This window comes from Nocardioides sp. (genome assembly GCF_047607185.1).
Classification (GTDB): Bacteria; Actinomycetota; Actinomycetes; order Propionibacteriales; family Nocardioidaceae; genus Nocardioides.
In genome coordinates this window covers 1-14,581 of record NZ_JASGDQ010000077.1, presented here as the reverse complement: position 1 = coordinate 14,581, position 14,581 = coordinate 1, and the positions used below count along the sequence as shown (strand labels likewise).

Sequence of the window (14,581 nt, the reverse complement as noted above, 5' to 3'; positions counted from 1 at the left end):
CAACCTTAACGAGCCCCGGGGACAGTCCTCAGACGGCGTAGGTGGCGAGCTCTCCGGCAAGCGCCTCACTGGCCCGTCCCCGCACCAGGGTGCCGTCGCCGGTGTGCTCCAGGGAGTCGATCTCGCCGTGCTGGTGGATCTTGTTGACCAGGTCGCCGCGGCTGTAGGGCAGCAGCGCCTCGAAGGCCACCGCCGGGTGCGGCAGATCGGCCTCGATGGCACGCAGAGCGTCCTCGATGCCCTCGCCGGTGTGCGCGGAGACCACGACGGAGTGCGGCTCGGCGCGCTGCAGCCGGCCGAGCACCAGCGGGTCGGCGATGTCGGCCTTGTTGACGACCACGATCTCGGGGATGCCGACCGCGCCGATCTCGGCGAACACCTCGCGCACCGCGGCGAGCTGGCCCTCGGGGTCGGGGTGGGAGCCGTCGACGACGTGGACGATCAGGTCCGCGTCGGCGACCTCCTCCAGAGTGGAGCGGAACGCCTCGACCAGTTGGTGGGGCAGGTGCCGCACGAAGCCGACGGTGTCGGACATGGTGTAGACCCGGCCGTCGCTGGCCTGGGTCCGGCGGGTGGTCGGGTCGAGGGTGGCGAACAGCGCGTCCTCGACCAGCACGCCGGCGCCGGTGAGCCGGTTGAGCAGCGAGGACTTGCCGGCGTTGGTGTAGCCGGCGATGGCGACGGCCGGGATCTGGTTGCGGCGGCGCTCGGAGCGCTTGGTGTCGCGGGTGCCCTTCATCGCCGCCAGGTCGCGGCGGAGCCTGGCGATCCTGGTGTTGATCCGGCGCCGGTCGGTCTCGATCTTGGTCTCACCGGGGCCGCGGCCACCGATGCCGGCGCCGCCGGCGACCCGGCCGCCGGCCTGGCGGGAGAGGTTGCCACCCCAGCCGCGCAGCCGCTGCTTCATGTAGTTGAGCTGGGCGAGCTCGACCTGGGCCTGGCCCTCGCGGGACTTGGCGTGCTGGGCGAAGATGTCGAGGATGAGCGCGGTGCGGTCGACGACCTTGACGCCGAGCCTGTCCTCGAGGTTCCTCAGCTGGGAGGGGGCGAGCTCGCCGTCGCAGATCACCGTGTCGGCGCCCGTGGCGACCACGATCTCGCGCAGTGCCTCGACCTTGCCGCGGCCGATATAGGTGGCCGGGTCGGGGGCCTGACGGCGCTGATAGATCGCCTCCAGCACCTCCGAGCCGGCGGTCTCGGCGAGCAGGGCGAGCTCGGCCAGCGAGTTGTCGGCCTCCTCGGAGGTGCCCTCGGTCCAGACGCCGACCAGCACGACCCGCTCCAGCCGGAGCTGGCGGTATTCGACCTCGCTGATGTCCTCGAGCTCGGTGCGGAGTCCGGCGACCCGTCGCAGGGCGTGCCGTTCGGCGAGCTCCATGGCGCCGAGGCTGGGGTCCTCTGGGGCGTCCTCGTCCCAGTCCTCGGTCGCCTCCAGCTCGCGGCTCAGGTCGATCTCTTCGTGTTTGCTGCTCGTCATCTCCCGTCAAGGGTACGGCGAGGGGCAACCTCTTTGTGCGGAGCGGGGTTGTGAAGGATTCGTGGTGCCCGGGGTCACCTATCCTTCACAACCCCTTCACGACCTCAGAGATCGGTGCTGCCCTCGGCCACGATCACGGCCGGCCCGGCGAGCAGGACCCGGTCCTCGGCGGTCCAGATGACGGTGAGCCGGCCGCCCGGCACATCCACGGTGTAGGGCGTGTCACGGGGCGCGGCGTCGGCGGCCGCGGCCGCGACCATCACCGCACCGGCGCCGGTGCCGCAGGAGCGGGTCTCCCCCGAGCCGCGCTCGTGGACTCGCATCGCGACGTGCCGCTCGGCGACTCGGGTCACGAACTCCACGTTGACGCCCTGGGGGTAGACCTCGTGGTCGTAGCCGGGCTCGTCGAGCAGCGCCCCGACCGGTCCGTGGCGGTCGAGGGAGTCGACGAAGGCGACCGCATGGGGGTTGCCCATGTCGACATGTCTGGCGCTCCAGGACCAGTCGCCGACGCTGACCACCGAGGACCCGAGCAGCTTCGGTGCGCCGAGGTCGGCGGTGATCGCCTCACCGGCGACCGTGACGTGCAGGAGACCTGACCGGGTGGCGATCGGGATGGGGAGCGCGGGGTCGGCCAGGCCGGCGTCGACCAGGTGGCGGGCGAAGACCCGGATGCCGTTGCCGCACATCTCCGCGATCGAGCCGTCGGCGTTGCGGTAGTCCATGAACCACTCCGCGTCGTCGCCGTAGGTCGAGGCGAGGACGTCGGTGCGGATCACCCGCAGCACGCCGTCGCCGCCGATGCCGGCGCGGCGGTCGCACAGCGCCCGGACCCGGTCCTCGGTCAGTGGGCCGTGGATGCTGCCATCGTGGTCGGGCAGCAGCACGAAGTCGTTCTCGGTGCCGTGGCCCTTGAGGAAGGGGTAGCTAGGCATAGAGGCCTCGCTCGTAGTTCTGGGGCGCGTAGTAGTCGTCGAACTGCGCGACGCTCATGCCCGGGACCGGCTCGACCTGGTTGGCGATCACGGCACGGCGGGGCACCAGCGCGTCGGGCTCCCAGCTCTCCGGATCCCACAGCCGTGAGCGCAGGAACGCCTTGGCACAGTGGAAGAAGATGTCCTCGATCTCGACCACGAGCGCCAGCGCGGGTCGGTGTCCGCGCACCACCAGCTCGTCGAAGAAGTCGGCGTCCCTGACCAGCCGGGCCCGGCCGTTGATGCGCAACGTGTCGCCGCGGCCGGGGATGACGAAGTTCAGGCCGACGTGAGGGTTCTGCAGGATGTTGCGGTAGCCGTCGGCTCGCTTGTTGCCGGGCCGCTCGGGGATGGCGATGGTGGTGTCGTCGAGGACGTGGACGAGCTGACCGGCCGGGTCGCCCTTGGGGCTGACGTCGCAGTTGCCGGCGGCGTCGGCGGTGGCGACCAGGCAGAACGGGCTCGCGGCGAGCCAGGCGCGGTCGACGTCGAGCAGCGCGGCGCGGCCCTTGGCGGCGGCGCGCTCGCCCGGCAGGCCGACCACCTCGATGAGGTCGTCCAGGTTGGTGATCTCGGTCCAGGCCATCTCGTTCCTCCGCTCGCGGCGCGGCCGTGGCCGGCCTCGCTCACCCCCTCAGACTACGGATCGCCGCCACCGCTTTGTCCAACCGGCGGGGGTCGTCCCAGGGGACCCAGCGCACCCGGGCGTCCTTGCGGAACCACTGGTCCTGACGGCGCGCGAACTGCCTGGTCTTGACGGCCGTCTTGAGCATCGCCTCGGCCAGGCTGAGCTCACCACGCAGGTACGACGCCACCTCGCGGTAGCCGATCGCGGTGGCGGCGGTCCGCGACATCTCGGCGGGCAGCCGGCTGACCTCCTCGACGAACCCGTCGGCGAACATCTGGGCGACCCGCTCCTTGATGCGCTCGTCGAGGGTGTCCCGGTCGATGTCGACGCCGATCTGGACCGAGTTGTCGTCGGCGTACTCCGGCACGGGGAGCCGGGCCGAGAACGGCTTCCCGGTGAGCTCGATGACCTCCAGCGCCCGGACGATCCGCCGGCCGTTGTCCCGCTCGATGCGCTCCGCCGAGACCGGGTCGAGCTCGGCCAGCCGGGCGAAGAGCGGCTCGCCGGCCTCCCACTCCAGCTCCAGCCGGCGTCGTACCTCGGGATCGGTGCCGGGGAAGTCGAACCGGTCCAGCACCGCGCGGGTGTAGAGGGCGCTGCCGCCGACCAGGATCGGGGTCCGGCCCCGCCCGCGGATCTGGGCGATGGCCGCGCGGGCGAGGCGCTGGAACTCCGCGACGCTGGCCTGCTCGGTCACCTCCAGGAGGTCGAGCAGGTGGTGCGGGATGCCGCGCCGCTGCCCGGGCGGGACCTTGGCGGTGCCGATGTCCATGCCGCGATAGACGGCCATCGCGTCGGTGTTCACGATCTCGCCGTCAAGGGCCTCGGCCAGGTCGAGGCTCAGCCCGGTCTTGCCGGCCGCCGTGGCGCCCACCACGGCGACGATGGGAGGCATGGTCAGCGCGCGCGGCATGGCACTAGTGTTTCAGTTGACCGGCCTCTGCTCCTGAGGCCACCGACAACCTGATGGGGGAAAAATCATGAGCTTCCTAGACAAGGCCAAGGACGCCGTCAAGAAGGCCGTCGACAGCCAGGGCGAGAAGATCGGCGAGGGCTTGGACAAGGCCGGCGATCTCGTCGACGACAAGACCGGTGGGAAGTACAGCGACAACATCGACGAGGGCGTCGACAAGGCCAAGGACGCCCTCGACGGGCTCGACGGCTCCGACGACGACATCTAGTGAGTCATGGGCCGCCGGTGACCGTCGACAGATTCGTCGTCGTCCCGGCGGCCTATGTCTTTCTGCTGCGCCCCGGCGCCGCCGGGGATGAGGTGCTGCTCCAGTTGCGCGGCGACGTGCCCTATATGGCCGGCCACTGGGCGGCCGCCGCGGCGGGTCATGTCGAGCGCGGCGAGACCGCCTACGCCGCCGCGCTGCGCGAGGCCCGCGAGGAGCTGGGCCTGACCGCCGTCGGGCTGGAGTTCGCGACCACGATGCAGCGACACGGCAGCGAGCAGCCCATCGACCAGCGCGTCGACTTCTTCTTCACCGCCCGGTCCTGGGCCGGCGAGCCGGAGCTTCGCGAGCCGGAGAAGGCGCACGACCTCGGCTGGTTCCGGCTCGACGCGCTGCCGGAGCCACTGGTGCCGCACGAGGCGGCGGTGCTGGCCGGGCTGCGCGAGGGCGGCCTGGCGCCGTACATCTCCTTCGGCTTCTAGGAGGCCGAACAGGCGGGCGCGGCCGGCAGCGGCGGGGGCGTGCCGATGGTCGGCATTCCGAGCGAGACGCCGGTGCTCGCCGGTGCAGCCTGGCGGGCCTGCCAAGCGTCGCCGGAGCGGGTACGACGCACCGCGAGCGCGTCGCCGTCGGCCTCCAGGTAGTGCGGGGCGCCGCGGCTGACCCGCACGGTGACGACGTCGCCGGGGCGGACCTCCGCCGCCGGGCTCGCGAAGTGCACCAGCCGGTTGTCGGGCGCCCGGCCGGAGAGCCGGCGGGTGGCGGCGTCCTTGCGGCCCTCCCCCTCGGCGACCATCACGTCGAGGACCCGGCCCTCCTGGGCGCGATTCTCCGCCCAGGCGATCTCGTTGACCAGCTCGGTGAGGCGGGCGTAACGGTCGGCGACCACCTCCGGCGCGACCTGGTCCGTGAGCGTCGCGGCCGGGGTGCCGGGCCGCTTGGAGTATTGGAAGGTGAAGGCGCTGGAGAAGCGCGACTCCCGGACCACGCGCAGGGTCTCGGCGAAGTCCTCCTCGGTCTCGCCCGGGAAGCCGACGATGATGTCGGTGGTGATCGCCGCGTCGGGGATCGCCTGGCGCACCTTCGAGATGATCCCGAGGAACTTGGTGGAGCGGTAGGAGCGGCGCATCGCGCGCAGCACCTTGTCCGAGCCGGACTGCAGCGGCATGTGCAGGCTCGGCATCACGTTGGGGGTCTCGGCCATGGCGGCGATGACGTCGTCGGTGAACTCGGCCGGGTGCGGGCTGGTGAAGCGCACCCGCTCCAGCCCCGCGATGTCGCCGCAGGCGCGCAGCAGCCTGGAGAACGCCTGCCGGTCGCCGAACTCGACGCCATAGGCGTTGACGTTCTGGCCGAGCAGGGTGATCTCGGAGACGCCCTCGGCGACCAGCGCCTCGATCTCGGCGAGGATCTCGCCGGGCCGGCGGTCCTTCTCCTTGCCGCGCAGCGAGGGCACGATGCAGAAGGTGCAGGTGTTGTTGCAGCCCACGCTGACCGACACCCAGGCGGCGTACGGCGACTCGCGGCGGGTCGGCAGCGTGGACGGGAAGACCTCCAGCGACTCCAGGATCTCGACCTGGGCCTCCTCGGCGACCCGAGCCCGTTCCAACAGCACCGGCAGCGAGCCGATGTTGTGGGTGCCGAAGACGACGTCCACCCAGGGCGCCTTGCGGGTGATGGTGTCGCGGTCCTTCTGCGCCAGGCAGCCGCCGACGGCGATCTGCATCCCCGGCGTACGCGCCTTCACCGGCGCCAGGTGGCCGAGGTTGCCGTAGAGCTTGTTGTCGGCGTTCTCGCGCACCGCGCAGGTGTTGAAGACGACGACGTCGGCCTGCTCCCCCTCGGGCACGCTGAGATAGCCCGCGTCCTCCAGCAGCCCGGAGAGCCGCTCGGAGTCGTGGACATTCATCTGACAGCCGTAGGTACGGACCTCATACGTGCGAGACATGGCACCAAGAAGGGTACGGCCGACGGCGGGATCGCCAGAATCGACCGATTACGGTCGTGTGACGAATTCCGCTCCATTCCCCTCTACCCATGGCAAACGACGGACCCCAGCGGTTAGGGTCCCGCGCATGACTGTGACGGAGTCTTCGGGGACGTCGGCAGCTGTCGGTGAGCCCCTGATCGTGCTCGAGGGTGTCAACAAGTGGTACGGCGACCTCCACGTCCTTCAGGACGTCAACCTCACCATCAAGCGAGGCGAGGTCGTCGTGGTCATCGGCCCGTCCGGCTCCGGCAAGTCGACGCTGTGTCGGACCATCAACCGGCTCGAGACCATCCAGCAGGGCAGCATCACCCTCGACGGCCAGCCGCTGCCGGCCGAGGGGAAGGCGCTGGCCCGGCTGCGTGCCGAGGTCGGCATGTGCTTCCAGAGCTTCAACCTCTTCGCCCACAAGACGATCCTGGAGAACGTCACGCTGGCGCCGATGAAGGTGCTGAAGATGCCCAAGGCCAAGGCCGAGGCGCAGGCCCAGGAGTTGCTCAAGCGAGTGGGCGTCGCCGGGCAGGCCCGGAAGTACCCCGCCCAGCTCTCCGGCGGCCAGCAGCAGCGGGTGGCGATCGCCCGGTCGCTGGCGATGAACCCCAAGGCGATCCTCTTCGACGAGCCCACCTCGGCGCTCGACCCGGAGATGATCAAGGAGGTGCTCGCCGTCATGGTCGACCTCGCCAAGCAGGGCATGACGATGGTCGTGGTCACTCACGAGATGGGCTTCGCGCGCACCGCGGCCGACCGGGTCGTCTTCATGGCCGACGGCCAGATCGTCGAGCAGAACACCCCCGAGGAGTTCTTCAGCAACCCGCAGAGCGAGCGGGCCAAGGACTTCCTGGGCAAGATCATCAAACACTGACCAGACAGGGAACCACCAAGGGACGACCCGACCCGACCGGGCGGGCTGAGGAGGAGAGAACAGTGCGACCTACGAAGATGTTGGCCGGTCTCGCGGCGCTGGGGTTGACCATCAGCCTGGCTGCGTGTGGCGGCAGCGACAGTGACAGCGGGGACACCGCCTCTGACAGCGGCGGCGGAACCATCAAGATCGGCATCAAGTTCGACCAGCCCGGCCTCGGCCTGAAGAACTCCGACGGCAGCTACTCGGGCTTCGACGTGGACATGGCCAAATACATCGCCGAGGGCCTGGGCTACAGCGAGGACGACATCGAATGGGTCGAGGCGGTCTCGGCCAACCGTGAGACGTTCCTCGAGAACGGCACCGTCGACATGATCCTGGCGACCTACTCCATCACCGACGAGCGCAAGCAGAAGGTCGACTTCGCCGGCCCCTACTACATCGCCGGCCAGGACCTGCTGGTCACCGCCGACAACACCGACATCACCGGACCCGACACCCTCGACGGCAAGAAGCTGTGCTCGGTGACCGGCTCGACCTCGGCGCAGAAGGTCAAGGACACCTACTCGACCAACGTCCAGCTGCAGGAGTTCGACTCCTACTCCAAGTGCGTCGAGGCACTGCTGGGCGGTCAGATCGACGCACTGACCACCGACGACATCATCCTGGCCGGCTACGCCCAGCAGTACCCCGGCGAGCTCAAGGTCGTCGGCCAGCCGTTCAGCGAGGAGCGCTACGGCGTCGGCCTCCCGAAGGGCTCGGAGGATCGCGACAAGATCAACGACCTCATCGAGGCGTCCTTCGCCGACGGCGCTTGGGAGAAGGCGTTCGACGACAACCTCGGCGAGTCCGGCTACACGCTGCCCGACCCGCCCGCTGTCGACCGCTACTGATCCACGCCACCGGCCCGGGCGGTGTCGCCCGGGCCGGTCCGGCCGACCGCGCCCACCTAGGGGAGGTACGACGTCTTGGACGTGATCATCGACGAGCTGCCCCACATCCTGCAGGGGTTCTGGCTCAACATCAGGCTCGCCATCTACGCCGGCCTCATCGCGCTCGTCCTCGGCGTCGTCCTGGCGGGCTTCCGGGTCTCGCCGGTGCCGATCCTGCGCTGGATCGGGGCGAGCTGGGTCAATGTCTTCCGCAACACCCCGCTGACGCTGATCATCTTCTTCTGCCTGTTCGGCCTCAGCTACCAGCTGCACCTCAATCTCAGCGACAACATCCCCACCAACAACTTCTGGCTGGCGGTGATCGGGTTCAGCGTCTACACCGCCTCGTTCGTCTGCGAGGTGATGCGTGCCGGCATCAACACCGTCCCGCCCGGCCAGGCCGAGGCCGCCCGGTCGCTCGGCCTGAGCTTCATGCAGAACCTCCGGCTCGTCGTACTGCCGCAGGCGCTGCGGGCGGTCATCGCCCCGATGGGCAGCGTCTACATCGCGCTCGTCAAGAACACCACCATCTGCGTGACCATCGGCGTGACCACCGCCAGCCAGGTCAACGACACCGCCGGCCAGATGAAGAGCCTGCTCGAGATCTATGCCGACAAGATCTGGCTGATCTTCGCGGTCTTCGCCGTCGGCTACATGATCATCACGCTGCCGATGGGCTTCCTGACCTCGTGGGCGGCCAAGAAGTGGGGAGTCCTGCGATGAGTCACTGCGAGCGGAGGCTCCGATGACCAGCGTCCTCTACGACGTACCTGGGCCGCGTGCCCGCGTCCGCAACCTCGTCCTCAACATCGTCGGCGTGGTGATCCTGCTCGCGATCGCCTGGTTCGTCTATGCGAAGTTCGACGAGACCGGCCAGTGGGCCGGCGAGAAGTGGAAGCCGCTGTTCGAGTGGGGCACCTGGGACAACTTCGTCATCCCCGGCCTGCTCGGCACGCTGAAGGCGTTCGTCGCCGGCGCAGTGCTCTCGATCGCCTTCGGGCTGGTCTTCGGCGTCGGCCGGATGTCGGGCAACCGATGGGTCTCCTGGGCCTCGGTGGCGGTGATCGAGTTCTTCCGGGCGATCCCGCTGCTGCTGCTGATGCTGTTCATCTACGCGTTGTGGCCCTCGCTCGGGCTCGACGCGAATCCGTTCGTGGCCGTCGTACTCGGGCTGATGCTCTACAACGGGTCGGTCATCGCCGAGATCGTCCGGGCCGGTGTCAACTCGCTGCCGAGCGGCCAGCGCGAGGCGGGCCTGGCGGTGGGCCTGACCCAGGGGCAGACGATGCGGCTGGTCCTGCTGCCGCAGGCGCTGCGGGCCATGCTGCCGGCCATCGTGGCCCAGCTCGTGGTGGTGCTCAAGGACACCGCGCTGGGCTACATCATCGGCTACGTCGAGCTGCTGAACCAGCTCAACAAGCTGGGCAGTCAGGGCGCTCGCAACATGGTGCCGGCGGCCATCGTGATCGCGGCCGTCTACATCATCCTCAACAACCTGCTCAGCTTCGTCGCCGACCAGCTGGAGAAGCGCACCCGCAAGACGGTCAGCGCGATCCCGCTCGAGGTTCAGGCGGCGGCCGACGCCGAGACGACCGCACAGACGACCAACACCTTCTGACTACTTCTTGAGCGTCACCCAGAGCCTGATGACGCCCTCGATCACGACGGTGCCGTCGGTGCGCACGCCCTTGACCCGCACGTCCAGGTCGCCCTCGGCGGCGTCCCACTGCTCCTGGTCGGTCTCGGCGACGCAGGTGATGTCGGAGGTCGCCTTCGCGGTGTAGGCCACCTCCATGCCCTTGGGGATCCAGCGCTTGTCGGCGGGGATGGTGACCTCGGCAAGCGCGCCCATCGCCATCTCCAGGCCGTTGCACAGCGCGATGGCGTGGACGGTGCCGATGTGGTTGTGGACCCGGCGGCGGTTCTTGATCAGCACGCTCGCGTAGTTGGCGCGCAGCTCGGTCACGACGGGCCGGATGGAGCCGAAGTACGGCGCTTTCTGACTGAACGCCAGGGAGAAGATCCTCTTCCCGACGACCGGCAGCCGGTTGGTGCTCTTCCACAGGCTCTCAAGCTGACTCATAGGCCGCATGTTACTTGCTAGTAGACGGCCGGTGTCGTCGACCCAGTCGCCGTTGTCTCGATGTCAAGATTCTCGATCAGTTAGTGTCTGGTGCATGAGGGACGAGGTCGACGAGCTGGCCGAGGCGTGGGCGCGCGAGCGGCCCGACCTCGATCTCGCGCCGGTCGCGGTCTTCTCCCGGGTCTCCCGGCTCTCCCGCCACCTCGACCTGGCCCGGCGCGAGGCGTTCCAGGCCAGCCACATCGAGTCCTGGGAGTTCGACGTACTGGCCGCGCTGCGACGGGCCGGCGATCCCTACGAACTCTCCCCCGGCCGGCTGCTGCGCGAGACCCTGGTGACCTCCGGGACGATGACCAACCGGGTCGACCGGCTGGCCGCCCGCGGCCTCGTCGAGCGCTACCCCGACCCCGAGGACCGGCGCGGCGTGCTCGTCCGGCTCACCCCCGAGGGCAAGGACGCCGTCGATGGCGCCTTCACCGCCCTGCTGGACGCCGAGCGCGCCTTCCTGACCAGCCTCTCCCCCAAGCAGCAGGCGGACCTGGCCGCGCTGCTCCGCCGGCTGCTGGTTCCCTTCAGCGACTGACGCCGAGAGGTCCCGGATGGCCCCCCGAGAGGTCCCAGATCGCCCCGCGAGAGGTCCCTTCTGCCCCCGGATCGGTGATTTCGGCGGCAGAGGTGACCACTCAACAGCGCTACTCCAGGACCTCGGCGGCCTCGAGCCACTCCAGCTCCAGCTCCTCCCGCTCCGCCGCCAGCGCGGAGAGCTGGGCGCCCAGGTCGGCGAGCCGCTCGTAGTCGGCGGCGTGCTCGGCGAGGGCGGCGTTGAGGTCCGCCTCCTGCTCGGCGATGCGGGCCAGCTGTTTGTCGACACGGGCAAGGGTCTTCTTGGCGTTGCGCTCCTCGGCCGAGCCCGCCTTGGCCTTGGCCGGGGCGATCTGCGACGTCTCGAGGGGCGATCCGGGACCCCTCGCGGGGCCATCCGGGACCTCTCGCGGGGCCATCTGGGACCTCTCGGCGGGGGCGGGGGCGGGGAGGCGACGCTCGAGATACTCGTCCACACCACGAGGAAGCATCGAGATCTGGCCGTCGCCGAGCAGGCCCCAGACCGAGTCGGTGACCCGCTCCAGGAAGTAGCGGTCGTGGGAGACCACGACCAGGGTGCCGGGCCAGCCGTCGAGGTAGTCCTCCAGGACGTTCAGCGTCTCGATGTCCAGGTCGTTGGTCGGCTCGTCGAGCAGCAGCACGTTGGGCTCGGTGAGCAACAGCCGGAGCAGCTGGAAGCGGCGCCGCTCGCCGCCGGAGAGGTCGGTCAGCCGCGCGGTGAGCCGGTCGCCGGTGAAGCCGAACCGCTCCAGCAGCGCGGTGGCGGAAAGCTCGCGGCCGTCGGTGGTGCGAGTGGTACGGCGGATCGACTCCACCACCTCCAGCACCCGGGCCTCGGGGCCGGTCGACTCCAGCAGGTCGTCGAGCTGCTGGGACAGATGCGCCAGCGCGACCGTACGACCCTGCCTCACCTTCCCGGCGGCGGGCGCGAGCGAGCCGTCCAGCAACGCGAGGATCGAGGTCTTGCCGGCGCCGTTGACACCGACGATGCCGACCCGGTCGCCGGGGCCGAGCCGCCAGGTGGCGTGGTCCAGCAGCTGGCGCTCGCCCCGGAACAGGTCCACGTCCTCGACGTCGATGACGTCCTTGCCGAGCCGCTGCGTCGCCATCCTCGACAGCTCCAGCCGGTCGCGCGGCGGCGGCTCGTCCTCGATCAAGGCGTTGGCGGCGTCGATGCGGAACTTCGGCTTCGACGTACGCGCCGGAGCGCCGCGCCGCAGCCAGGCCAGCTCCTTGCGCATCAGGTTCTGCCGGCGCTCCTCCGAGGCGGCGGCCTGCCGGGCCCGCTCCGCCTTGGCGAGCACGAAGGCGGCGTACCCACCCTCGTAGGCGTCGACGACGCCGTCGTGCACCTCCCAGGTCCACTGGCAGACCGCGTCGAGGAACCACCGGTCGTGGGTGACCACGACCAGCGCGGAGGGGCGGGCGGCGAGGTGGGCGGCCAGCCAGGCGACCGCCTCGACGTCGAGGTGGTTGGTGGGCTCGTCGAGCACGATCAGGTCGTGGTCGCCGAGCAGCAGCTGGGCCAGCGCGCAGCGGCGCCGCTCACCGCCCGACAGCCCGAGCACGGCCCGGTCGAGCGAGACGCCGGCGAGCAGCACCTCGACGATCTCGCGCAGCCGGGCGTCGGCCGCCCACTCGTGATCGTCGCGGCCTCCCAGGACCGCCTCGCGGACGGTGTGAGAGTCGACGAGCTGGTCGCCCTGGTGGAGGTAGCCGACCAGCAGCCCGCGAGCGCGCGAGACCCGGCCGGAGTCCGGCTCCTCCAGACCGGTCATCACCTCCAGCAGGGTGGTCTTGCCGTCGCCGTTGCGGCCGACGATGCCGATCCTCATCCCCTCGTTGATGCCGAGGCTGACGTCGGAGAGCAGCGGACGGATGCCGTAGGACTTCGAGACGTGCTCGAGATTCAACAGGTTGGCCATGAGGGGACCATTCTCTCAGCTCAGAGCACGTGGCAGCCTGCGACGGGGGCGGGCGCCAGCCAGTGCGGCAGCCCGCGCTCGGTGAGCTCGACGGCGATCCGCCGCGCCGCCTCGGCCGTCTCGGCGAGGACGAGCTGGGTCGGCCCGGAGCCGGAAAGCAGCACCGTGCCCAGCGTCGCCAGGTCACGGTGGCGGGCGGCCAGGTCCGGCCTCAGGTCGTACGCCGGCCGCATCAGGTCGTTGCCGAGCGCAGCCGCCACGCCCGGTACATCCCCCGCTGCCAGCGCGTCGATCAGCCCCGCCGGGACGTCATATGAGTTGGTTGCCCCGGCAGCCGGATCGTACGACGCCAGCTCGTCGAAGCGGCGGTAGACCAGCGGCGTCGGGAGGCCGATCTCGTGTGGCACCACCACCCACCACAGCGCGGTCCGGTCCTCGACCGGGGTGACCAGCTCGCCGCGGCCGGCGCCGAGCGCGGTGCCACCGAGCAGCGCGAACGGCACGTCGGAGCCGAGCCGGGCGGCCAGCGCGAGCAGGTCGTCGTCGGAGGTGTCGAGCGACCACAGCCGATCCAGCGCAACCAGCGTTGCCGCGGCGTCGGCGGATCCGCCGGCCATGCCGCCGGCGACCGGGATGCCCTTGTGGATCTCCAGGTGCGCCGCCCGGGCGATGCTGTGGTGGGCGGCCAGCAGCCGGCCGGCCCGGATCGCGATGTTGTCGCCGTCGTCGGGCACGCTCGCCAGGTCCAGGTGGGCGTCGGCGATGGTGTGCACCGACCACTCCTCGGCGTCGGTAGCCGTGACGTCGTCGTACAGCCCGACGGCCTGGTAGACGGTCGCCAGCGGGTGGAAGCCGTCCTCGCGAGGCCGGCCCACGCCGAGGTGGAGGTTGATCTTGGCCGGCGCGCGGACCGTGACCGAGGCGGCGCTCACCCGATCGCCTCCGCCAGCCGGACGAAGTCCTCGATCGCCAGCGACTCGCCCCGGGTCAGCGGGTCGATGCCGGCAGCCGTCAGGTGCTCCTCGGTCACGCCCAGGCCGCGCAGTGCGCCGCGGAGGGCCTTGCGGCGCTGCGCGAAGGCGGCATCGACCAGCTCGAAGACGCGCGCGCGGGGAACCGTGGTGGTCGGCGGCTCGCGGTGGGTCCAGTAGACCAGGCCGGAGTCGACATTGGGAGCGGGCCAGAAGACGTTGCGGCCGACCGCGCCGGCACGTCGTACGTCGGCGAACCAGGCGGCCTTCACCGAGGGCACGCCGTAGACCTTGGAGCCGGGTCGGGCGGCCAGCCGGTCGGCGACCTCGGCCTGCACCATCACCAGGCCGCGCTCCAGGCTCGGCAGCAGGCTCATCAGGTGGAGCAGCACCGGGACCGAGACGTTGTAGGGCAGGTTGGCGACCAGCGCGGTCGGCGGCGGCCCCGGCAGCGTCTCGACGCGCAGCGCGTCGGCGAGCACCACCTCGAAGGCGGCGGCTTGGTCGGGGGCGAGCTCGGCGATCGTCCGGGGCAGGCGCTCGGCCAACACCGGATCGACCTCAATCGCGGTCACCCGGCCGGCGACCTCGAGCAGCGCCAGCGTCAGTGACCCGAGCCCCGGTCCAACCTCGATGACCACGTCCGAGGGGCCGACCCCCGACTCGCGCACGATCCGGCGGACCGTGTTGGGGTCGATGACGAAGTTCTGGCCGCGCTGCTTAGTCGGCCGCAGGTCGAGCTCGGCCACCAGCCCCCGCACCTCGGCAGGGCCAAGAAGGCGAGGCGCAGACATGGCGCGAGCCTATCGGCGAGTCGGCAGAAGTGCGGGTCGTGGAGGTGCCGAGTCGGCAGAAGTGCGGGTCGTGGAGGTGCCGAGTCGGCAGAAGTGCGAGTCCCACAAGGGCCGAGTCGGCAGAAGTGCGAGTCCCACAAGGGCCGAGTCGGCAGAAGTGCGAG

Annotated in this window: 16 protein-coding genes; 7 read left to right on the top strand and 9 right to left on the bottom strand. The window is 70.3% G+C overall.

The window, feature by feature from the left end:
- Positions 1-28 precede the first annotated feature (28 nt).
- The 4 genes from hflX to miaA all read right to left on the bottom strand — a co-directional run bounded on the left by hflX (position 29) and on the right by miaA (position 3,992).
- On the bottom strand, positions 29-1,477 hold the full coding sequence (hflX, locus tag QM595_RS08845) for a GTPase HflX (RefSeq protein WP_415171180.1): 1,449 nt from the start codon (positions 1,475-1,477) through the stop codon (positions 29-31).
- A 104-nt stretch (positions 1,478-1,581) separates the two neighbouring features.
- The gene (dapF, locus tag QM595_RS08840) at positions 1,582-2,412 is read right to left on the bottom strand and encodes a diaminopimelate epimerase (protein ID WP_415171179.1); all 831 of its coding nucleotides are present in this window, start codon (positions 2,410-2,412) and stop codon (positions 1,582-1,584) included.
- Positions 2,405-3,037: an MSMEG_1061 family FMN-dependent PPOX-type flavoprotein gene (locus tag QM595_RS08835; RefSeq protein WP_415171178.1), complete on the bottom strand. Its 633-nt coding sequence runs from the start codon at positions 3,035-3,037 to the stop codon at positions 2,405-2,407. Before QM595_RS08835 ends, dapF begins: the two co-directional genes overlap by 8 nt.
- Positions 3,038-3,077: 40 nt before the next feature.
- A complete protein-coding gene (gene miaA / locus QM595_RS08830) occupies positions 3,078-3,992 on the bottom strand; it encodes a tRNA (adenosine(37)-N6)-dimethylallyltransferase MiaA (protein WP_415171177.1) in 915 nt (304 codons plus the stop codon).
- Positions 3,993-4,059: 67 nt separating this feature from the next.
- Between miaA and QM595_RS08825 the strand changes: the two genes are divergently transcribed.
- Complete coding sequence (locus QM595_RS08825; RefSeq protein ID WP_415171176.1) at positions 4,060-4,260, top strand: antitoxin; 201 nt, start codon at positions 4,060-4,062, stop codon at positions 4,258-4,260.
- Positions 4,261-4,277: 17 nt separating this feature from the next.
- On the top strand, positions 4,278-4,739 hold the full coding sequence (locus QM595_RS08820) for an NUDIX domain-containing protein (protein ID WP_415171175.1): 462 nt from the start codon (positions 4,278-4,280) through the stop codon (positions 4,737-4,739).
- On the opposite strand, the gene miaB is transcribed toward QM595_RS08820, so the two are convergent.
- Positions 4,736-6,205 (bottom strand): tRNA (N6-isopentenyl adenosine(37)-C2)-methylthiotransferase MiaB, encoded by a 1,470-nt coding sequence (gene miaB / locus QM595_RS08815; RefSeq protein WP_415171174.1) that lies wholly within the window; start codon positions 6,203-6,205, stop codon positions 4,736-4,738. The genes QM595_RS08820 and miaB overlap by 4 nt on opposite strands.
- A gap of 175 nt (positions 6,206-6,380) precedes the next feature.
- Here miaB and QM595_RS08810 point away from each other — a divergent pair, with 175 nt between their 5' ends.
- From QM595_RS08810 to QM595_RS08795, 4 genes are all read left to right on the top strand, one after another.
- Complete coding sequence (locus tag QM595_RS08810) at positions 6,381-7,109, top strand: amino acid ABC transporter ATP-binding protein (protein ID WP_415171218.1); 729 nt, start codon at positions 6,381-6,383, stop codon at positions 7,107-7,109.
- 62 nt (positions 7,110-7,171) lie between these two features.
- On the top strand, positions 7,172-8,002 hold the full coding sequence (locus QM595_RS08805; protein WP_415171173.1) for a transporter substrate-binding domain-containing protein: 831 nt from the start codon (positions 7,172-7,174) through the stop codon (positions 8,000-8,002).
- An 81-nt stretch (positions 8,003-8,083) separates the two neighbouring features.
- Positions 8,084-8,764, top strand: coding sequence for an amino acid ABC transporter permease (locus QM595_RS08800; RefSeq protein WP_415171217.1), 681 nt, complete (start codon positions 8,084-8,086; stop codon positions 8,762-8,764).
- Positions 8,765-8,786: 22 nt separating this feature from the next.
- Positions 8,787-9,659, top strand: coding sequence for an amino acid ABC transporter permease (locus QM595_RS08795; protein ID WP_415171172.1), 873 nt, complete (start codon positions 8,787-8,789; stop codon positions 9,657-9,659).
- On the opposite strand, the gene QM595_RS08790 is transcribed toward QM595_RS08795, so the two are convergent.
- A complete protein-coding gene (locus tag QM595_RS08790) occupies positions 9,660-10,124 on the bottom strand; it encodes a hotdog fold domain-containing protein (RefSeq protein WP_415171171.1) in 465 nt (154 codons plus the stop codon).
- Between the two features lie 94 nt (positions 10,125-10,218).
- Here QM595_RS08790 and QM595_RS08785 point away from each other — a divergent pair, with 94 nt between their 5' ends.
- The gene (locus tag QM595_RS08785) at positions 10,219-10,707 is read left to right on the top strand and encodes a MarR family winged helix-turn-helix transcriptional regulator (protein ID WP_415171170.1); all 489 of its coding nucleotides are present in this window, start codon (positions 10,219-10,221) and stop codon (positions 10,705-10,707) included.
- 109 nt (positions 10,708-10,816) lie between these two features.
- Here QM595_RS08785 and QM595_RS08780 read toward each other — a convergent pair whose 3' ends face one another.
- Genes QM595_RS08780 through rsmA form a run of 3 tightly spaced genes read right to left on the bottom strand, consistent with a single transcriptional unit; the run spans position 10,817 to position 14,417 of the window.
- Positions 10,817-12,652, bottom strand: a complete 1,836-nt coding sequence (locus tag QM595_RS08780) for an ABC-F family ATP-binding cassette domain-containing protein (protein ID WP_415171169.1) — start codon at positions 12,650-12,652, stop codon at positions 10,817-10,819.
- A gap of 20 nt (positions 12,653-12,672) precedes the next feature.
- Positions 12,673-13,584: a 4-(cytidine 5'-diphospho)-2-C-methyl-D-erythritol kinase gene (locus QM595_RS08775; RefSeq protein ID WP_415171168.1), complete on the bottom strand. Its 912-nt coding sequence runs from the start codon at positions 13,582-13,584 to the stop codon at positions 12,673-12,675.
- Entirely contained in the window at positions 13,581-14,417 is an 837-nt protein-coding gene (rsmA, locus tag QM595_RS08770; protein ID WP_415171167.1) for a 16S rRNA (adenine(1518)-N(6)/adenine(1519)-N(6))-dimethyltransferase RsmA, read from the bottom strand. The genes QM595_RS08775 and rsmA overlap by 4 nt, the downstream gene beginning before the upstream one ends.
- Between the last annotated feature and the right edge of the window lie 164 nt (positions 14,418-14,581).